The 18,645-nt window shown below is 40.5% G+C and carries 22 protein-coding genes; 12 read left to right on the forward strand and 10 right to left on the reverse strand.

Annotated features, from left to right (window positions below):
- The 3 genes from BTO21_RS01380 to BTO21_RS01390 form a co-directional block, all read left to right on the forward strand.
- A partial coding sequence (locus BTO21_RS01380; RefSeq protein ID WP_105026661.1) for a Crl family RNA polymerase assembly factor occupies nucleotides 1–324 on the forward strand: 324 nt, incomplete at its 5' end.
- 248 nt (nucleotides 325–572) lie between these two features.
- Nucleotides 573–1,727, forward strand: a complete 1,155-nt coding sequence (gene proB / locus BTO21_RS01385) for a glutamate 5-kinase (RefSeq protein WP_045026875.1) — start codon at nucleotides 573–575, stop codon at nucleotides 1,725–1,727.
- Nucleotides 1,728–1,788: 61 nt separating this feature from the next.
- Nucleotides 1,789–3,045, forward strand: coding sequence for a glutamate-5-semialdehyde dehydrogenase (locus BTO21_RS01390; RefSeq protein ID WP_181314160.1), 1,257 nt, complete (start codon nucleotides 1,789–1,791; stop codon nucleotides 3,043–3,045).
- 94 nt (nucleotides 3,046–3,139) lie between these two features.
- On the opposite strand, the gene BTO21_RS01395 is transcribed toward BTO21_RS01390, so the two are convergent.
- The 4 genes from BTO21_RS01395 to BTO21_RS01410 form a co-directional block, all read right to left on the reverse strand.
- Entirely contained in the window at nucleotides 3,140–3,682 is a 543-nt protein-coding gene (locus BTO21_RS01395) for an NUDIX domain-containing protein (protein WP_045026878.1), read from the reverse strand.
- Nucleotides 3,675–3,887, reverse strand: a complete 213-nt coding sequence (locus tag BTO21_RS01400) for a DUF2897 family protein (RefSeq protein ID WP_065193053.1) — start codon at nucleotides 3,885–3,887, stop codon at nucleotides 3,675–3,677. Before BTO21_RS01400 ends, BTO21_RS01395 begins: the two co-directional genes overlap by 8 nt.
- A gap of 218 nt (nucleotides 3,888–4,105) precedes the next feature.
- Nucleotides 4,106–5,236, reverse strand: coding sequence for a succinyl-diaminopimelate desuccinylase (dapE, locus tag BTO21_RS01405; protein WP_045026880.1), 1,131 nt, complete (start codon nucleotides 5,234–5,236; stop codon nucleotides 4,106–4,108).
- Between the two features lie 13 nt (nucleotides 5,237–5,249).
- The gene (locus tag BTO21_RS01410) at nucleotides 5,250–5,603 is read right to left on the reverse strand and encodes an ArsC family reductase (RefSeq protein WP_045026882.1); all 354 of its coding nucleotides are present in this window, start codon (nucleotides 5,601–5,603) and stop codon (nucleotides 5,250–5,252) included.
- Between the two features lie 246 nt (nucleotides 5,604–5,849).
- On the opposite strand from BTO21_RS01410, the gene BTO21_RS01415 reads away from it, so the two are divergent.
- On the forward strand, nucleotides 5,850–6,131 hold the full coding sequence (locus BTO21_RS01415; RefSeq protein ID WP_045026883.1) for a winged helix-turn-helix domain-containing protein: 282 nt from the start codon (nucleotides 5,850–5,852) through the stop codon (nucleotides 6,129–6,131).
- A gap of 116 nt (nucleotides 6,132–6,247) precedes the next feature.
- On the opposite strand, the gene BTO21_RS01420 is transcribed toward BTO21_RS01415, so the two are convergent.
- Nucleotides 6,248–6,874, reverse strand: a complete 627-nt coding sequence (locus BTO21_RS01420; RefSeq protein ID WP_045026885.1) for a response regulator — start codon at nucleotides 6,872–6,874, stop codon at nucleotides 6,248–6,250.
- A gap of 4 nt (nucleotides 6,875–6,878) precedes the next feature.
- Complete coding sequence (gene narQ / locus BTO21_RS01425; RefSeq protein WP_045026886.1) at nucleotides 6,879–8,573, reverse strand: nitrate/nitrite two-component system sensor histidine kinase NarQ; 1,695 nt, start codon at nucleotides 8,571–8,573, stop codon at nucleotides 6,879–6,881.
- 306 nt (nucleotides 8,574–8,879) lie between these two features.
- On the opposite strand from narQ, the gene napF reads away from it, so the two are divergent.
- From napF to BTO21_RS01455, 6 genes are all read left to right on the forward strand, one after another.
- Nucleotides 8,880–9,362: a ferredoxin-type protein NapF gene (gene napF, locus BTO21_RS01430; RefSeq protein ID WP_045026889.1), complete on the forward strand. Its 483-nt coding sequence runs from the start codon at nucleotides 8,880–8,882 to the stop codon at nucleotides 9,360–9,362.
- A 24-nt stretch (nucleotides 9,363–9,386) separates the two neighbouring features.
- Nucleotides 9,387–9,659 carry a chaperone NapD gene (locus tag BTO21_RS01435; RefSeq protein ID WP_045026890.1) on the forward strand — a complete coding sequence of 91 codons (273 nt, stop codon included), beginning with the start codon at nucleotides 9,387–9,389 and terminating at the stop codon, nucleotides 9,657–9,659.
- Nucleotides 9,656–12,142, forward strand: coding sequence for a periplasmic nitrate reductase subunit alpha (napA, locus tag BTO21_RS01440; protein ID WP_045026892.1), 2,487 nt, complete (start codon nucleotides 9,656–9,658; stop codon nucleotides 12,140–12,142). Before BTO21_RS01435 ends, napA begins: the two co-directional genes overlap by 4 nt.
- Nucleotides 12,143–12,210: 68 nt before the next feature.
- Nucleotides 12,211–12,729 (forward strand): nitrate reductase cytochrome c-type subunit, encoded by a 519-nt coding sequence (locus BTO21_RS01445; protein WP_045026893.1) that lies wholly within the window; start codon nucleotides 12,211–12,213, stop codon nucleotides 12,727–12,729.
- Nucleotides 12,730–12,759: 30 nt separating this feature from the next.
- A complete protein-coding gene (locus BTO21_RS01450) occupies nucleotides 12,760–13,335 on the forward strand; it encodes a NapC/NirT family cytochrome c (protein WP_045026895.1) in 576 nt (191 codons plus the stop codon).
- Between the two features lie 14 nt (nucleotides 13,336–13,349).
- Nucleotides 13,350–13,487 (forward strand): TIGR02808 family protein, encoded by a 138-nt coding sequence (locus tag BTO21_RS01455; RefSeq protein ID WP_065193058.1) that lies wholly within the window; start codon nucleotides 13,350–13,352, stop codon nucleotides 13,485–13,487.
- Nucleotides 13,488–13,579: 92 nt separating this feature from the next.
- Here the strand turns inward: BTO21_RS01455 and BTO21_RS01460 are convergent, their stop codons facing one another.
- Both BTO21_RS01460 and BTO21_RS01465 read right to left on the reverse strand, forming a co-directional pair.
- Complete coding sequence (locus tag BTO21_RS01460) at nucleotides 13,580–14,050, reverse strand: DUF1499 domain-containing protein (RefSeq protein ID WP_232572765.1); 471 nt, start codon at nucleotides 14,048–14,050, stop codon at nucleotides 13,580–13,582.
- Entirely contained in the window at nucleotides 14,047–14,397 is a 351-nt protein-coding gene (locus BTO21_RS01465; protein WP_065208612.1) for a DUF2956 domain-containing protein, read from the reverse strand. Before BTO21_RS01465 ends, BTO21_RS01460 begins: the two co-directional genes overlap by 4 nt.
- Nucleotides 14,398–14,840: 443 nt before the next feature.
- Here BTO21_RS01465 and BTO21_RS01470 point away from each other — a divergent pair, with 443 nt between their 5' ends.
- Together BTO21_RS01470 and BTO21_RS01475 are read left to right on the forward strand one after the other, a co-directional pair.
- Nucleotides 14,841–15,287: a DUF2919 domain-containing protein gene (locus BTO21_RS01470; RefSeq protein WP_045026900.1), complete on the forward strand. Its 447-nt coding sequence runs from the start codon at nucleotides 14,841–14,843 to the stop codon at nucleotides 15,285–15,287.
- Nucleotides 15,288–15,306: 19 nt separating this feature from the next.
- Nucleotides 15,307–15,723: a hypothetical protein gene (locus BTO21_RS01475; protein ID WP_232572766.1), complete on the forward strand. Its 417-nt coding sequence runs from the start codon at nucleotides 15,307–15,309 to the stop codon at nucleotides 15,721–15,723.
- A gap of 609 nt (nucleotides 15,724–16,332) precedes the next feature.
- Here BTO21_RS01475 and crr read toward each other — a convergent pair.
- Both crr and ptsI read right to left on the reverse strand, forming a co-directional pair.
- On the reverse strand, nucleotides 16,333–16,842 hold the full coding sequence (gene crr / locus BTO21_RS01480) for a PTS glucose transporter subunit IIA (RefSeq protein ID WP_045026902.1): 510 nt from the start codon (nucleotides 16,840–16,842) through the stop codon (nucleotides 16,333–16,335).
- Nucleotides 16,843–16,885: 43 nt separating this feature from the next.
- Entirely contained in the window at nucleotides 16,886–18,610 is a 1,725-nt protein-coding gene (ptsI, locus tag BTO21_RS01485; RefSeq protein ID WP_045026903.1) for a phosphoenolpyruvate-protein phosphotransferase PtsI, read from the reverse strand.
- Nucleotides 18,611–18,645 lie beyond the last annotated feature (35 nt).

Here is an 18,645-nt window from a genome sequence, read left to right on the forward strand (position 1 = left end):
ACGCCACAACGGTTCTTTTTTGATTGTCTAGCCAGTTGTGTTAATGCTGAAAAAGACCCTGAACTGCGTGAATTTTGGGGCTGGTGGTTGGTAATGACAGCCACAGAAACGGGCTATGAATATGAATATGATTTTGGTCGTTTTAACGCAGCAGGTGAGTGGGCTAATGGTAAGTTACCCGCTAAACATCGTGATGCGGTATTAAAAACCTTGGTTGATTTCTACCCTAAACTGACCCCCTTTATTGTGGATGAGTGTGAGTTAACATTAGTACCAGCAGCAACCTTAACGCAAACACCACTTGCTGAATTATTAGCGAAATAAAACAATTTTTGCCTAAAAATAGATGTCATTACCACTAGCGACATTGGATTGTGATTTTATTGAATTACAATAAATAAGTCGTAATATTGTCGCTATGTGGTGGTGTGATTATTAATTTTGAGTGTTTATGCCTCAACAACCCGCTAAAGCCCATTAATATTGATTTTGTCATTGTTTTTTTCTTGTGCTTTCCGGTAGGGATTGATACAACAAAGGACATTTATTATTTCAATCTATTGTTTGATCCCATGGCTGATTCAAAAAAATCTAATGCTCAAAAGCAAGACGTTGCCGCTGGTGCAGCAACCCATACAATTGTTGTCAAACTAGGTACTAGCGTGCTAACAGGTGGCACACTAAAACTTGATCGTGCTCATATGGTTGAGTTAGTGCGTCAATGCGCTATGTTACGTAGTCAAGGGCATAAAATTATTATTGTTACTTCTGGCGCAATTGCTGCTGGTCGTGAGCATTTAGGTTACCCCGAACTACCCAAAACCATGGCGAGTAAGCAACTACTTGCTGCTGTTGGACAAGGACGCTTAATTCAAGAGTGGGAAACCTTGTTTGGCATTTATGGGATCAACATTGGTCAAATGCTATTAACCCGCGCTGATTTAAACGATCGTGAGCGTTATTTAAACGCGCGCGATATGTTAGTGGCATTATTAGATAATGGTATTGTTCCGGTTGTAAATGAAAACGATGCCGTAGCAACCACAGAAATTAAAGTCGGTGATAATGATAATCTATCTGCACTCGTGGGTATTTTAGGCGGTGCTGACAAACTATTATTAATGACTGATCAAGCTGGCTTATTTACAGCAGATCCACGTAGTAACCCTGATGCTGAATTGATCCATGAAGTGCATACCATTGATGATAAATTACGTAAATTAGCTGGCGGTACCGTTGGCGGTTTAGGTACGGGTGGTATGGCAACCAAGCTACAGGCCGCTGAAGTGGCTTGTCGTGCTGGCATTGAAGTGATTATCGCAGCTGGACGTCGAGTTGATGTGATTGTTGATCTTGCGGCAGGTAAAGCAGTGGGTACACGTTTTCTACCATTAGAATCACCGCTTGAAGGTCGTAAACAATGGATCCTTGCCGGTCCTCCGCCAGCAGGCGATATTGTGATTGATAATGGTGCAGCTATTGCGGTACAACAAAAAGGCAGTAGCTTACTTGCTAAGGGTATCACACAGGTTAAAGGCACATTTGAACGTGGCGAAGTTGTGCGAATCTTTGATGACAAAAATGTATTACTAGCACGTGGTATTAGCCGTTATTCAAGTGATGATATGATTAAAATTTCGGGTAAGCATAGTCATGATATTCATCATATTTTAGGTTATGAATATGGTCATGCCGCGATTCACCGTGATGATATGGTTGTTATTTAATAGCTGTGGTAAGTCACATCGTTAACTCATCAGTCGATTCGAATTTAAGTAAGGAATTATTGTGAATCTTGAAATAATGGGACAAGCGGCGCAGCAGGCTGCGTTTGAATTAGCTACCACAGCAACGGCAGTAAAAAATACTGCATTGGCGATTATTGCGGATGAATTAGAAGCGAATCAAGCGACGATTCTTGCGGCAAATAAACAAGACATTGATGCGGCTATTGCAAGTGGTATGTCAGATGCGTTAATTGATCGTTTATTACTCAATGATGATCGCATCAGTGCGATTGCCAATGATGTCCGTAATGTGATTAATTTAAATGATCCCGTTGGTGCTGAACTCGATAGCCGTGTACTTGAAAATGGCATGCGTTTAAGTCGTCGTCGAGTGCCATTAGGTGTTGTTGGTGTGATTTATGAAGCGCGTCCTAATGTAACCATTGATATTGCAGCACTCTGTCTTAAAACAGGTAACGCGAGTATTTTACGTGGTGGTCGTGAGACTTTCCATTCCAATATGGCATTAGTTAAAGTGATTCAAGCGGCATTGGCTAAAGCGGGTTTACCTGCGGCATCAGTGCAATATATTGAACAACCTGATCGTGAATACGTATCGCAGTTATTAAAGTTAGATCAATACGTTGATATGATTATCCCTCGTGGTGGCGCTGGCTTACATAAGATGTGTAAAGAAAATAGCACTATTCCAGTGATCATTGGTGGCTTTGGTATTAGCCATATGTATGTTGATGACAGTGCGGATTTATCACGCTCGTTAGATGTGGTTGAAAACGCGAAAGTGCAACGTCCTTCTGCATGTAATTCATTGGATACATTGCTGGTTAACGAGCAAATTGCTGCGACATTCTTATCACGTTTAGTTGAATGTATGAATAAAGCTCAAGTGACATTAGTGGCTGATGATGCTGCGTTTAATTTACTTGAAGGTAAAGCAAGCCTGTTACGTAAAGCGGAAGCGGGTGATTTTGATACCGAATGGCTAAGTTATACGTTAGGCGTGAAAGTGGTTGCGAACGTCGATGAAGCTATTTTCCATATGCGTAAACATAATGCTAGCCATTCAGATTCGATCTTAACCAATAATTTGCAAGCAGCAGAGCGGTTTGTGAATGCAGCAGGCTCAGCAGCGGTATACGTTAACGCATCAACTCGTTTTACTGATGGTGCGCAATTTGGTTTAGGTGCAGAAGTGGCGGTTTCAACGCAAAAACTGCATGCTCGCGGCCCTATGGGCTTAGAAGAATTGACCAGTTATAAGTGGGTCGGTATTGCTGATTACCTAAGCCGCCCGTAACGAATACCAGAAGCGAATAAATATCAAAAAAGCTGCCGATAAAATGGCAGCTTTTTTATTGTTTTTTGATTGGCGTAGATTAACGTTTAATCACTTAGATCACTTGTTTAAGTTTTGCAAGCCCATACGCGGCAATCGTAACGCAGTCTTTTAATTCGCCATTGATGATCATTGCTTCAAAGTCGGCAATAGCAAAAGATTGGCTGATCAAATCTTCTTCTTCAACATCTCGGTGTTGCTCAGGCGCAGTATGTAATTGGGTTGCTAAATAGATATGGCAGGTTTGGTTTAAAAAACCATAAGCAATAAATTGGTTACCTAAATAGGTCATTTCATCTGCGACTAATCCCGTTTCTTCTTGCAATTCGCCTTTGGCAAGATCAAGGTGATCGGCATCAGGATTTGCCTCCCAAGCACCTTGTGGAATTTCCCAGCATCGTTGTTGAATGCTATAGCGAAATTGTTGTACCAAATGAATATAGCCATTATCAATGGCTAAAATAGCGGCACAATCAGGTTTTTCTACTACCCCATAAATACCTTCGGCACCACTTTGACGCTGGATTTTATCTTCGCGTACTGTCATCCATTTATTTTGATACACAATACGACTGTCTAGTGTTTTGATATCAGTCATTTTTATCCTGCGAGTTATTTTTATCTAACGTATGGTTATTGTCAGCGCTTTTTGATGGTAGAGACTCATCACGTGGTGGCTGTTGCTGGCGTCTTTTTTTGAGTCCGGTACGCATGTAAGCGGTATATTTTAACGCTAATATATTACTGGCAACCACTGCAACTATAATTACACAGATAACCCAAGGGTTAAAAAGCCATTCCATATTCACCTCACAACAATAATCATTATCTCAACACACTGGATGCAATAAGTGTGATTGATTATGAGCCTAAACCATAATAATAGAGTATCAATAATATGCGTTAGCTGCGATGAGTTAGTCATCACAACAATGCATAATTATCTACCAACTATCGCATTATTAGCTGTTCAATAGGGTTACTTGAACAGCTATTCTGTGGATAAAAAATGCGAGCGTGATTATAAGATATTACTCAGAATACGCTGATACATGTCAGTCAGTTTTTCAAGATCAGTGACTTTCACGCATTCATTCACTTTGTGGATCGTCGCATTGACCGGTCCTAGTTCAACCACTTGTGCGCCTGTGCGTGCGATAAAACGCCCATCAGACGTACCGCCAGTCGTGAGTAATTGTGGTGGTGTATGGTTTATCTCAGTGATCGCAGCCACGACTGCATCAACTAACGTACCACTGCCTGTTAAAAACGGATGACCGCTTAAAGTCCATGTTAAATCATAGTCTAAGCCATGCGCATCCAGTATCGAATGAACGCGACGTTTAATATCGGCGTCGGTTAATTCTGTGCTAAAACGGAAATTAAACTGCACCTCAAATTGACCGGGAATGACATTTGATGCGCCAGTCCCTGCGGCGACATTAGGAATTTGAAAACTCGTCGGTGGAAAGAAGTCATTCCCATTATCCCAATGCGTTGTTGCTAACTCAGCCAGAGCGGGCAGTGCTTTATGAATTGGATTATTGGCTAAATGTGGGTAGGCAACATGACCTTGAATCCCTTTGACAATCAGATCGCCAGTAATTGAACCACGACGACCATTTTTAACAATGTCACCCACAGCATGGGTGCTTGATGGCTCACCGACAATACACATGTCTATTTTTTCATTACGCGCTTCAAGTGTATCAATAACGCGAGTGGTACCATTAATGAAAGGACCTTCTTCATCAGAAGTAATTAATAGTGCAATCGAACCGTTATGATTGGGATTTTGTGCGATAAAACGCTCAATCGCCACCACCATACACGCCAGTGAACCTTTCATATCAGCAGCCCCTCGTCCATGCAGGTAGCCATCAATAATAGTCGGTTCAAAAGGAGGGGTATGCCATTGTTCTACAGGGCCAGAAGGCACAACATCAGTATGGCCTGCAAACACAAATAGTGGTGCTTGTGTACCACGGCGCGCCCATAAATTAGTGGTATCTTCATATACCATTGTTTCAATAACGAACCCTAACGCTTGTAAGCGCTCGATCATTACGGTTTGGCAGCCAGCATCTTCAGGGGTCACTGAAGGGCGGCTCATTAAGTCTTTTGCTAGTGTAATAACGGGACTGTCAGACATCCTTGTATCCTTGTTATTTAGTAAGAAAAATAGCGTGGTATTGATCAGGCTTAAAACCTAAGGCGTAATGATCATTGTGTTGCAATAATGGGCGTTTAATCATGGCGGGTTGTTCCAACATTAATTGCAATGCTGTTTCACGGTTTAAGTCGGCTTTTTGTTCTGTGGTTAATTGGCGGAAAGTGGTGCCACGTTTATTGACCATCGCCTCCCAACCTAATGCTGCTTCAAAGGTTTCAAGTAACGTCAGATTAATACCATCGGTGCGGTAATCATGAAATTGATACGCAATATTTTCAGTGGCGAACCATTGCTTCATCTTTTTGATGGTGTCGCAATTTTTTATACCGTAAGCAATTGTAGTCATATTTAGGCCGGCTTTTTTTATAATAAGTAGTGGTCTTTTATAGCGAGATTATTAGGTTATCGCAACCATTGCCCTTTATTGGTAGTTATTTAGCGTAAGTAATAATAATGATGATTATCATAAAAATGAGGTCAAACTCGCTTTTATACGTATTAATAACGATTAAACCGAATGTCTCGTTGATCAAACGCAACATCCTTGTTTAAGAACTGGCAATAATAGACACAGTATATTATGGAGGCCCCAATGGAACTGAATCCAGTTTTTGCCCGTAGACTTTATCTGGCGTTACTTGTTGAACATACAGAACGCCCTAATGTTCCTCGTTTAATTGAGCAAACAGGTTGGCCGCGACGGACAATTCAAGATGTATTAAAAGCCCTACCAGGGTTAGGGATTGAATTGACCTTTATTCAAGATGGACGCCGTCATAATGATGGCTATTATAAATTAAGTGATTGGGGACCTTTTGATCTGCAATGGGTCGAGTCACGAGAGCAGGATTTAATGGCTTCTTTAGCGTTGTAAGCCAGCGCAATGGCAGCGCAAGAGTAATACTGACCGCAGTGTGTTTTTAACTAGAAATAGATCGGTCGCACTGCGGTTTTTTATGGCGTTAGTCATCGACTATTAGTAACGTCATATTAATAACCTAACGTTTGTAAATAAAGTACCGTTGCTGCAGTGCGTGATTTTACTTGTAGCTTACGCAATAAACTTTTCATATGCACTTTGACCGTTGATTCTGAAATAAATAATGATTCAGCAATAACTCTATTACTGTAACCTTTAGCAACTTCTTGTAATATCTGCTTTTCTCTGTCTGTCAGGCTCGAAAAAATCGTATCATTCGTACCGTTATTACTTAAAAAATCCGTTACTACATCACTGTATGCTTTACCGCCAGTTAAGGCATTTTTTAATAATGCCACGAGTTCATCAGGCTCTGTATCTTTAAGTAAATAGCCATCAGCCCCTGCATCAATAAGCGTTTTAATATCGGCATGATTATCTGAAACTGTCAGAATAACAATACAAGCATCAATGGCTTCATTACGTAGCATTATTAGAGTGTCTAAACCTGACATTCCCTTCATGTTGAGATCTAATAAAATTAGGTCTACGGGTTTTTTGTGAGCAAGTGCAATCGCTTCATTACCATTACTTGCTTCACTAACCACATCAAATGCAGTATCAAAACTCAGTAACTGGCCAATGCCTCTGCGCATTAAAGGATGATCGTCAACGATCATTACTTTCCAAGGTGTCATCTTTTTATCCTTCTGATAATGCGAATTGCAACTTAACTTGGCAGCCAAGGCCGATTTGAGAATGAATGATTAATTCCCCTTTTAAGCGAGAGGCTCGTTCTTGCATAATATTTAAGCCATAGTGATTGAGTTTTGAATTTGAAGGATCAAACCCAATTCCATCATCAGCAATTTCAACATTAATGACGTTTTGTTGTTGGTGACAAGCTATTTTAATGTGGCTGGCATCGGCATGCTTGATGGCATTTAATACCGCTTCACGAATAATTTGTAGTAAATGGACTTGATTATGGGCAATCAATGCCATTGAGGGTAATTGGTTATCAACCTGAAATTGCGCCGAGGTTTGATCTTGTAATGACGTCAATAATTGATTGAGTGCCTCACTAAAATTAGCCTCTTTAATGGTTAATCTAAATGTGCTTAATAATTCTCGTAATTGGGTATAAGCATTAGAGAGTTCTTCATCAATGACTTGTACTGTTTGTTGCTGGTTATCATTGGTATTGGTATTGAGTTGCCGTTTTAATATCGTTAATTGGATTTTTAAATACGATAATGATTGTGCCAGAGAATCATGCAGTTCTCGAGCAATAGTGGCACGCTCTTCCATTAACAGTAATTGTTCGGTTTGTTTTTGGGTGCGATTGTAATAAATACCGCGACTTAAAATATTGGCGATATTTTCGATCAAAGCCAGATCAGGGCAGGGTAATTGGTATTGCCACCATAACTGACCCATCATTTCGCCATCAATCAGTAATGGCTGCTGATGCCAAGCTGTTGACTGGTACTCACCCACGGTGATTTTTGTGGTGGTGTCATTGGATTCTTCAATAATCAGTTTGGCTGCCGTTAAACCATCAATGGCAATTAATGTTTCTAGCATATGCTGAAAATGTTGATGTGTTAAACGACTAACGGATAACTGTTGTGAGCAATTGTAGAGTACTTTTAGTGATTCATTCGCATGGCGTAGCCGATGGGTTTTTTCACTAACACTCTGTTCTAGATCTGAATAAAAGTTATCTAGATCCACCGCCATTTGCGTAAATGTACGCGCAAGAATACCGAGCTCATTGTCACTTTTATTATTAATCGTTAAGGCAAACTGATGCTGTTTAATCTGTTTACATCCCGCCATTAATTGATTGAGCGGCACCACTATTTTTCGCTGTGTGAACTGAATCGTAAATAACACCACCATTAAAATCAGCAATAACCCCACCGCACTAATTAATGCCAATAGATACAATTTATTTTCGGATGATTGTTGTAATTCAAACACAAACTGATCAATCCGCTCAACAAACGGCGCGACTTGAGTTAAATATCCATTTTTATCCATTTGATCTAACTGTGAGCGCACCGCCTGCCAAGTAAGAAGTAATTCAGTGTAATGATCCTGTATTTTCTGCGGCACATACCAATGATGCAATGCTTGCATGGTGGGTGATGTTAAGGATTGTTCAAACTCAAGAGTATGAAGGTTAAGTCGCGGTGATTGGGTTTCAATATCAAATGCTAATCGATAACTTTGCATTCTTAACGAGCCCGCAGTATTGATGGCGGCAGCATCGTTAAGGCTCGAAACTAACATGCATAACGCTAAGCTACTCGTGGCAGAAACTAAAAATAGAATGGCCACCATTGAACGACCAATTGTAGTGGTAACCGAATTGACTTTTTGTTGTTGCATTGTGGATTAGCGACCTGTGTATGTGAAAAATTATTAATAGAATGGAGTGGCGGTGATTATTTTTTAGTGTCATTTCTATCATATTAATTTTTCAATGGTGAATTAAGCGATTTTTTTTAGCAAATATTAGCCATTACTGCGTATGTTTTATTGATCCTGATCAATGTATGAAGGCAATTACCCCTTTGTGGGTATGTTCGCAGTTATGACGATATTTAAAAATAACGTAAAAGAACATTAATAGAAAGTGAATGGTGTGAGAGCGATGATTTGTCACTATTTACTGTACGCATGAAGGAGAGGGCTGTGATTAATCGTTCGCGTCGAAGTTTATTTACTCGTCAACAGCCATCCCAACAGCAACGTTTACCTTGGATAAAGAATGACAACACTTTTACTGATCATTGTCAGCGTTGCAATGCTTGTGTTGATGCTTGCCAAACTAACGTCATCGTTAAAGGCGATGGTGGCTTCCCTGTGGTGGACTTTAATCATGGTGAAGGAGAGTGCAGCTTTTGTTATCAATGCGCAGAAGTGTGCCCTGAACCTTTATTTGAACCACAGTACCAATTGCCATGGACACATATAGCGACCATTAATTCATCGTGTATTGCACTGAATAATATTGAATGCCGCAGTTGCGGTGACCAATGTGAAATTCAAGCCATCACTTTTGCATTGCAAGTGGGGAAGGTTGCACAACCGATAATCAATACGGTTGATTGCAGTGGTTGTGGTGCTTGCATAAGTGGCTGTCCGGTGGCTGCAATTGAAATGATAACGCCTTAAATTTAAACATTATAGAGAGTAAACATGACATTACATGAAGTGCATACCTCAAGCCTTATCGTTCACGTTAAGCCACAATATCTCGCCGCGATCAGCCAACAAATTTTAGCTATACCGAATACTGAAATTCCTGCGACAAGTGAAGAAGGTAAAATTATCGTAGTACTTGAGACAGAGAACCAAGGCTACGTAACTGATGCAATTGATAAAATTAACAATTTAGACCACGTGTTAATCACTTTTTTGGTCTATCACCATATTGAGCACTACGATACACACGCTGAGGGTAAGCTATGAAAATGACAAGAAGAGCATTTGTGAAAGCAAATGCTGCAGCGTCTGCTGCTGCGGTAGCGGGTATTTCGTTACCTGCATCAGCGACGAATTTAATTGTGAGTTCTGATGAAACCAACATTAAATGGGATAAAGCGCCTTGTCGTTTTTGTGGCACTGGCTGTTCAGTTTTAGTGGGTACTAAAAATGGACGGGTGGTTGCAACTCAAGGCGATCCTCAAGCTCCGGTAAATAAAGGCCTCAACTGTATTAAAGGCTATTTTTTATCGAAAATAATGTACGGTAAAGATCGCTTACAAACCCCATTATTACGCATGAAAGATGGCCAATACCATAAAGAGGGCGAGTTTACGCCTGTTTCATGGGATCACGCCTTTGATGTCATGGCCGAGAAGTGGAAAGCGGCATTGAAAAAGCAAGGTCCATCGGGTGTCGGTATGTTTGGCTCTGGTCAATGGACAGTAATGGAAGGCTATGCTGCTTCTAAAATGATGAAGGCAGGTTTTCGATCTAATAACATTGATCCTAATGCCCGTCATTGTATGGCATCTGCAGTCGTCGGTTTTATGCGTACTTTTGGTATTGATGAACCAATGGGGTGTTATGACGATTTAGAACATGCGGATGTGTTTGTGCTGTGGGGCTCAAACATGGCTGAAATGCACCCGGTGTTGTGGACCCGATTGACTGATCGTCGTTTGAGTCATCCTCATGTCAAAGTCAATGTATTATCGACTTATGAGCATCGTTCGTTTGAACTTGCTGATAACGGCATGATCTTCCACCCACAAACTGATTTAGTGATTGCTAACTATATTGCCAATTACATTATTGAAAATGATGCAGTGAATTGGGACTTTGTGAATAAACATACCCATTTCAAACGTGCTCAAACAGATATCGGTTATGGTCTGCGTGATGATAACCCATTACAAAAGCAAGCGGCTAACCCTAACTCTGGCGATTTATTCCCGATGACGTTTGAGGAATATAAAGCGTCAGTGGCTGATTATACTCTTGAAAAAGCATCCCAAATGTCTGGGGTTGAGCCTGAAAAGTTAGTTGAATTAGCGAAGTATTACGCTGATCCTAATCTCAAGGTAATGTCACTGTGGACTATGGGTATGAACCAACATACTCGTGGTGTGTGGATGCAAAGCTTGGTTTATAACTTGCATTTATTAACCGGTAAAATATCAACTCCAGGGAATAGCCCATTTTCATTAACGGGCCAGCCTTCTGCGTGTGGTACTGCCCGTGAAGTGGGTACTTTTGCTCACCGTTTACCAGCAGATTTAGTGGTCACTAATCCTAAGCATCGCGCTATTGCTGAAAACATTTGGAAGCTTCCTGAAGGCACGATCCCACCTAAACCTGGGTATCACGCTGTACAGCAAGATCGAATGCTAAATGACGGTAAGTTAAATGCTTATTGGGTGATGTGTAATAACAACATGCAAGCGGGCCCAAATATTAATGAGGAACGCTTACCAGGTTATCGTAATCCTGATAACTTTATCGTGTGTTCAGACCCTTATCCGACCGTTACAGCGCAAGCATCTGACTTGATTTTACCAACCGCAATGTGGGTAGAAAAAGAAGGGGCTTACGGTAATGCTGAACGTCGTACTCAAGTGTGGTATCAGCAAGTTAAAGCGCCGGGTGAAGCGAAATCTGATTTATGGCAGATCATGGAGTTCTCCAAGCGGTTTAAGGTTGAAGAAGTTTGGGATGAAGCGCTGCTTAATAAGATGCCGCAATACCGTGGCAAAACCATGTATGACATTTTGTTCCGCAATGGCCAAGTTGATAAGTACCCATTAACGCAAGCGCAACCATTAAATGATGATGCACAAGCGCAAGATTGTTATGTTCAAAAAGGCTTATTTGAAGAATATGCCACATTTGGACGTGGGCATGGACATGATCTTGCCCCTTATGAAACCTACCATAAAGTACGTGGTTTACGTTGGCCGGTTGTCGATGGTAAAGAAACCCAATGGCGCTTTAAAGAAGGCTCTGATCCGTATGCTAAAAAAGGATCAGGTTGGGACTTCTATGGCAAGCCTGATGGAAAAGCATTTATTATTTCAGCACCCTATGAAGCGCCACCAGAAGTGCCTGATAAAGATTATGATATGTGGCTGTGTACTGGGCGAGTGCTAGAGCATTGGCATACTGGCACCATGACCCGCCGTGTACCTGAATTATATAAAGCAGTGCCTGATGCGTGGTGTTATATCAATCCTCAAGATGCAAAAGCCCGTAATCTTCGTCGTGGCGATGAGGTGTTATTAGCTTCTCGTCGTGGTGAAGTGCGTTGTCGAGTTGAAACCCGTGGTCGTAATCGCCCTCCAGTAGGATTGGTTTTTGTACCGTTTTTTGATGCCAATATTTTAGTTAATAAATTGATTTTGGATGCGACGGATCCATTGTCGAAACAGACAGATTTTAAAAAGTGTCCTATTAAGATCACCAAGATCTAATCAATTAATTCAGCGAACGATTGTTGTCGTTCGCTGTGACTAGAATATGCCTAGTAACGGAGAACAGCATGAAACGATTATTTTTTGCCGCATTAGTCGCAGGGCTAATGCTGACCGGAATTGCTCATAGTGATGATAGTGATTCGGCAGCAGCAACCGCAACCGCCGCAAATATTGCAGCGGCAGCTAAACTGGATAACCCTGGTGGTATCGGCGGCGTTGAGTCGTTACGAGGAATGGTTGAGTTAGAGACAACACGTCCAGCGGATCCAATGAAACACTACCCTAAAGATCAAGGCCTTATTGATAGTGACTATGTTTATCAGCCACCATTGATCCCTCATAGCATTCGTCATTATGAAGTGTCGCTCAATGCCAATAAATGTTTAGCGTGCCATAGCTGGAAAAACGCTAAAGAAATGGGTGCGACCAAGATCAGCGTTACTCACTATGTGTCACCACAGCAAGGCCAAGTGTTATCTGATGTTTCACCAAGTCGTTATTTTTGCTTGCAGTGTCATGTGCCACAAGCGGATGCAAAACCCTTGGTTGAAAATGATTTCAAGCGTGTCAATGCACTACGTTAATCGTGACTGAATAGTAAAAAGGGTTTACCTATGAAGTTGTTAAAAACATTTTGGTTACGACTAAAAACACCCAGTAAAGTGGCGGTTGGATTAGTGCTTTTTATGGGATTTATGGGCGGGTTATTATTCTGGGGCGGGTTTAATACCGTGATGGAAAAAACCAACTCTGAAGAATTTTGTGCGGGATGTCATGCGCCAATCGTTAAAGAAATTCAAGAAACCATACATTTTTCAAACCGTTCTGGCGTGAGAGCGATTTGTTCAGATTGTCATGTGCCGCACAATTGGACCGATAAAATTGTGCGTAAGGTACAGGCATCAAAAGAGATTTTCTCGCACATGATGGGCACGATTGATACTCCTGAAAAATTCAATGCTCGCCGTGGTCACCTTGCCGAGCGAGAATGGCAACGAATGAAGAATAATGATTCTCAAGAATGCCGTAATTGTCATCAGTTCAATTATATGGATTTTTCTGAGCAAGCCCCGCGTAGTGCTAAGCAACATTCAACCGCATTAGCCTCCGGTGATAAAACCTGTGTTGATTGCCATAAAGGGATTGCTCACAAGTTGCCTGACATGAAAGATGTAGCTGGATGGCAATAAGCTAAGGAGAAACGATGAGTACGCTAGAATCGGTAATTTGGCATACGCTGGGTTATATCGCGATGCCAATGATTATTTTGTCTGGTTTTGTGGCTGTAGCTGCGGTAAGCGTGTGGCTGTTGTCGTTAGGTAAAGATAAAAAACTGGATTAAATCGTCATAACAGTATGATTGTTAAGCCATGGTTGCCATAGTGAATACTAAGGTGACCATGGCTTTTTGTTATGTTCATTGTGGTTAGCAAATCAGTTGCTGGTGGATGTATCATGGATCAGCTGTTGCTCGACCAATAACGTTCTAAATTGTTGAGCACGTTTACGATTTACGCCAAAATCAGAGTAGCCACTACGGGAAATAGATCTTACTTGGAGTTGCTGGGCTTGTTGTTTAACTTCAAAATCATCAATGAATCCAAATACCGCACTGCGAACTTCTATATGAAAATAATGCTCATCTTGCTCGATCAGTTTTGCTCCCGGCAATGTTTGCGCAAGAGCAACAATATCTGACCACTTTTGTATACCTTTAGGAGTAAGCGTAAAAGGGGCTAGCTTAAATTTTTCACGCTGTTCGATAGTTGATACACAATGGGATTTATTATCGCATGGGGTGTCTATTTGACGCTGCCATGGCGTTGATTGTGGATCAGCGCAACCACTGATTAACCCACTTAATGCTGTTATAAAGCCAACAATCTTCATATTTGCTCTCATCATAGTACGTTGCTATACGCTAAATAAGCACCAAAACCAATCCAAGAAGCCACAATAATCCCCCATGGTAGCCAATGTTGCTTATAGATAATTTGTGGGGCGGGTAGTGGATTATCGATAGTCTCTGACTGATTATTTTTAGATTGGGTTGTTTTTTTCTTTAATTTATCACGATCTCTGGCTTTGGATTTTTGTTGTTTTTTATATTGCTCAATCCCTTTCTGAATTCCTTGTGCGATCAGTTTAGTTTGTTCCTTGGTTTGGCCTTCTTTTTGCGTAGCCTTAGCCACTCTCAATGCTTCTATTTGTGTTTCTGCAGAGGGAGTAGCATTTTTTTTGATGGTCGCCATGCGCACTATTGACCTTAATAGATGAATGATAGGTAAATGTTAGTATATCTGATTACTTAATCTTAGCAGTAGCGATGTCATCAATGAGGTTATTGTCATATGTGTGTTTTTTTATATAGATTGTTATTTTTGTATGAAAGTTTCAGATTTAAATGAATAATCTGTTAATACTATATTCATAATGTAACTTTATGATTAGAAAGAATTTAGTTTGATGCTTTTGGCGGTGTTGTTGATTGATAAATGACCATAACTTGTTGGTATTAGATCAAAAAACGTGACTTGTGCGGCAATATAAATAAATGAAAAGTGCGGTGTTCCACAAAAATAACGCTTAAATAGTACTTAATATGCAGTGATCGATTAGAGTCGAATTAAGCCATAGTGTGCTGATGCTATCGAGATTGATGCGTATTAAGTTGAACAAGTGTGAGGGAAGTTGTTTGCTTTATCCTATCAATGCCTACGATGAGCATGGGCAGTTAAAATTAAATAAGATGTTATGGCTTACGTTGATTTTTAATGCGAAAGCACTGGTGATTTTTGTCATGGCAGGGGTTAGTCGAACACAAGGTGGGCAACTACTTGAATTGATTTATCCGCTGCGAGACACACTTTATATCGGCATGGTGTTGGGAAGCCCAGCCTTATTATTAATGTGGTTATCAGGTCAGCGTAGTAGCACTAATAAAGTTATACATTATCTGTGGCAGCATGGAAAAAAATTATTAATAGCTGCTTACAGTATCGATTTTGCTTTGCAAATATATCATCTCGTGTTGAGTCAAGGTGCATTTTCTTGGGTCCGTGCATTAACCTTGTTATTAACCGTTTGGCTTGGATTGTATTTAGTTCGAAGCTCACGAGTGAAGGATGTATTTGCACATTAGCTTGTAAGAGGTAGTCGTAATGGAAATGTTCGGAATGGGTAAAGGGCAATTATTTCTTAGTACATTATTGAGCCCATTAGCTATGGCTGATTGGTTGCTCGATATTAGTTTTGAAATGCACAGTGCTTGTCGCTTGCGTCAAATGGTCAATACATCATTGTCTTTATTACCCGGTGAAGAAACCATTTTTTTTGAAGGTTTGAGTCAGGATAATCATCATTCATACCGTGAAGTCGTGGGTAAAGCACAACTGTTAGACGTTTCAGCAGATAGTGTGAGTATTGCATTTAAAGTACAAGAACGATTAGATGACGGTGGCTGGCGGACTATTTTGGCACAAACATTATCGACTGGATTAAATATGCCAATGTTATTTGAATCAGGTGAGCCAAATTGTGAGCATGTTAAATTGCAGGTTGAGGTGATGACTGCATAAGCCATCAATTGATAATTTATGACAATTATACTTAAGAAACGCGACTATTTTTTAGTGGCGTTTTTTTATGACTGGTTGTTTATTATCAGAATGCCACTCAATCTTTGATCTGCTGATTAATCCTATTTCGTTATTGCTTGCCGTGATGTATTTCCTTCTAATATAACCAATCAACCAATCAACCAATCAACCAATCAACCAATCAACCAATCAACCAATCAACCAACCAACCAACCAACCAATCAACTAACTAACTAACTAACTAACTAACTAACTAATACTAATCCCATTAATTAAGTGGTCATCTTTCAAAAGCATTAGATTCCCTATCGCCCTCGCGGGCATTCACTGTAGGGAATGACGAAAGAGGACATTCAATGAAGTCAGAAACTTATTGTGATTGGTATAACCAACCAATTAAGAGTATTGATACAATCGCGCCATAGTCTCGCTGACTCACATATTCGTTATTATTGATGTCATGGTATTAAATTGGATAGTTAACGCGTGTCAGGGGATATAGGGTGGGCTACTAGATGCTGATTAGGATTTTTAGACATAAAAAAACGCAGCTAGAAAGCTGCGTTTTTTATTAAGATATTAACAATCTTATTTCTTGATGCGTAGTACTGGTGTTTCACCAACGTTTACAGCACCAGATAGCTTGATTAACTCTTTGATCTCATCCATGTTAGAGATAACTACAGGCGTCAATGTTGACTTAGCTTTCTCTTCTAGAAGTGCAAGATCGAATTCGATGATAGTGTCGCCAACTTTAACAGTTTGGCCTTCTTCAGCGATGCGAGTAAAACCTTCGCCTTTAAGTTCAACAGTATCAATACCGAAGTGAACAAAAAGCTCGATGCCATCGTCAGACTCAATAGAGAATGCGTGGTTAGTTTCAAAAATCTTACCGATAGTACCGTTTACTGGTGCAACCATTTTGTTGCCAGTTGGGCGGATAGCGATACCATCACCAACGATTTTTTCAGCAAATACTACATCAGGCACATCTTCGATGTTAACGATTTCACCAGAAAGAGGTGCAATAATTTCAATAATACCAGCTTCGCTGCTGTCGTCAGAAACCATTTTCTTTAATTTGTCAAACAGGCCCATATCGTTGCTCCTAAGCGTTGTTATTTTATCAGCTGCTATATTATTAGCAGATGGTTTTTTCTGCGATGAATTTTTCTACGTGCTCTTCAATCTCAGCAGCAGTTGGAAGAGTTAATGCATACTCTGCCATTGCTTTAACGTCAGCAAAGTTAGCGTTACGGATAACTTTCTTAACGCGAGGGATAGAAATCGCACTCATGCTGAACTCGTCAAGACCCATACCTAATAGCAGTAGGGTAGCACGTTCGTCGCCAGCAAGCTCGCCACACATACCTGTCCACTTACCTTCAGCGTGAGAAGCATCAATAACTTGCTTGATCACAGTAAGTACAGCAGGCGATAGCGGGTTGTAGAGATGAGAAATAAGCTCATTACCACGGTCAACTGCTAGAGTATACTGGGTTAAATCGTTGGTACCAATACTAAAGAAAGAAACTTCTTTTGCTAAATGGTGCGCAATCGCTGCAGCTGCTGGTGTTTCAACCATAACACCGATCTCGATGTTAACGTCAAACGCCAAGCCTTCAGCGGTTAATTCAACCTTAAACTCTTCAATTGCTGCTTTTAATGTACGTACTTCTTCAACCGAAATAATCATCGGGAACATGATACGAACTTTACCGTGAGCTGATGCACGCAAGATAGCACGGAATTGAGCACGAAGAATTTCAGGGCGATCTAAGCTGATGCGAATTGCACGCCAACCCAAGAATGGGTTCATTTCCTTAGGAAGATCTAAATAAGGTAGATCTTTATCACCACCGATATCCATAGTACGGATAATCACTGGCTCGCCATGCATTGCTTCGGCAACTTCTTTGTATGCTTGGTACTGTTCTTCTTCTGTAGGCAAAGAATCACGGTCCATAAACAAGAATTCAGTGCGGTATAGACCAACGCCTTCACCGCCATTACGGTTAACGCCGTTACAGTCTTTAACTGTACCTACGTTACCGCAGACTTCAACTTGCTTGCCATCAAGTGTAATAGCAGGAAGATCTTTTAGCTTCGCTAATTCTTCTTGCTCTGCTTTATCAGCATCACGAATAGCTTTAAATTTGTTTAGTTCATCTTCACTTGGATTGATAACAACCTGATTATTGATTGCATCAAGAACTAACATATCGCCGTTCTTAACTAAAGATGTAATGTTATTAGTACCTACAATAGCAGGGATTTCTAGTGAACGGGCCATGATAGAGGTGTGTGAAGTACGACCACCGATATCAGTAATGAAGCCAAGAACGAACTCTAGATTAATTTGTGCTGTTTCTGATGGTGTTAGGTCATTAGCGACCAAAATCACTTGCTCATTAATAGCACTTAAATTAATAACATTAATGCCTAATGCATTCTTAACAAAACGGCTACCGATATCACGAATATCACTTGCACGTTCTTTTAAGTATTCATCATCAAGAGATTCAAGGGTTTGTGCTTGTTCTTCAATGATCGAATAAATCGCATAATCAGCTGATTGCTTATCTTTAATAAGGGCTATAATTTCTTCTTCTAGCTCCTCATCTTCAAGCAACATGATGTGACCTTCAAAGATGGCTTCTTTCTCTTCACCAAAGGTGATACGTGCTTTTTCTTTGATAACTTCAAGTTGCTCAGCAGATTTTTTTCGAGCGTCGAAGAAACGTTGAATTTCGTTATCGATCTGGTCTGCAGCGATTGGAGTTTTGTTTAAAACAATCTCTTCTTCTTGCAATAGCAATGCTTTACCGAAAGCAATACCAGGAGATGCCAGGATACCTGAAATCATAGCCTTACCTTTAATTAACTAAAAACGTGGAACTC

It is taken from the genome of Photobacterium phosphoreum (genome assembly GCF_002954725.1).
GTDB classification, from domain to species: domain Bacteria; phylum Pseudomonadota; class Gammaproteobacteria; order Enterobacterales; family Vibrionaceae; genus Photobacterium; species Photobacterium phosphoreum.

Bases quoted from the DNA above. Each gene is read 5' to 3' on its own strand.
- BTO21_RS01445 (WP_045026893.1), top strand. From the start codon at position 12,211: ATGAAACGATTATTTTTTGCCGCATTAGTCGCAGGGCTAATGCTGACC.
- BTO21_RS01410 (WP_045026882.1), bottom strand. From the start codon at position 5,603: ATGACTACAATTGCTTACGGTATAAAAAATTGCGACACCATCAAAAAG.
- BTO21_RS01415 (WP_045026883.1), top strand. From the start codon at position 5,850: ATGGAACTGAATCCAGTTTTTGCCCGTAGACTTTATCTGGCGTTACTT.
- proB (WP_045026875.1), top strand. From the start codon at position 573: ATGGCTGATTCAAAAAAATCTAATGCTCAAAAGCAAGACGTTGCCGCT.
- BTO21_RS01455 (WP_065193058.1), top strand. From the start codon at position 13,350: ATGAGTACGCTAGAATCGGTAATTTGGCATACGCTGGGTTATATCGCG.
- BTO21_RS01475 (WP_232572766.1), top strand. From the start codon at position 15,307: ATGGAAATGTTCGGAATGGGTAAAGGGCAATTATTTCTTAGTACATTA.
- crr (WP_045026902.1), bottom strand. From the start codon at position 16,842: ATGGGCCTGTTTGACAAATTAAAGAAAATGGTTTCTGACGACAGCAGC.
- narQ (WP_045026886.1), bottom strand. From the start codon at position 8,573: ATGCAACAACAAAAAGTCAATTCGGTTACCACTACAATTGGTCGTTCA.
- BTO21_RS01465 (WP_065208612.1), bottom strand. From the start codon at position 14,397: ATGGCGACCATCAAAAAAAATGCTACTCCCTCTGCAGAAACACAAATA.
- BTO21_RS01435 (WP_045026890.1), top strand. From the start codon at position 9,387: ATGACATTACATGAAGTGCATACCTCAAGCCTTATCGTTCACGTTAAG.
- dapE (WP_045026880.1), bottom strand. From the start codon at position 5,236: ATGTCTGACAGTCCCGTTATTACACTAGCAAAAGACTTAATGAGCCGC.
- BTO21_RS01450 (WP_045026895.1), top strand. From the start codon at position 12,760: ATGAAGTTGTTAAAAACATTTTGGTTACGACTAAAAACACCCAGTAAA.
- napA (WP_045026892.1), top strand. From the start codon at position 9,656: ATGAAAATGACAAGAAGAGCATTTGTGAAAGCAAATGCTGCAGCGTCT.
- BTO21_RS01420 (WP_045026885.1), bottom strand. From the start codon at position 6,874: ATGACACCTTGGAAAGTAATGATCGTTGACGATCATCCTTTAATGCGC.
- BTO21_RS01395 (WP_045026878.1), bottom strand. From the start codon at position 3,682: ATGACTGATATCAAAACACTAGACAGTCGTATTGTGTATCAAAATAAA.
- BTO21_RS01460 (WP_232572765.1), bottom strand. From the start codon at position 14,050: ATGATGAGAGCAAATATGAAGATTGTTGGCTTTATAACAGCATTAAGT.
- BTO21_RS01400 (WP_065193053.1), bottom strand. From the start codon at position 3,887: ATGGAATGGCTTTTTAACCCTTGGGTTATCTGTGTAATTATAGTTGCA.
- ptsI (WP_045026903.1), bottom strand. From the start codon at position 18,610: ATGATTTCAGGTATCCTGGCATCTCCTGGTATTGCTTTCGGTAAAGCA.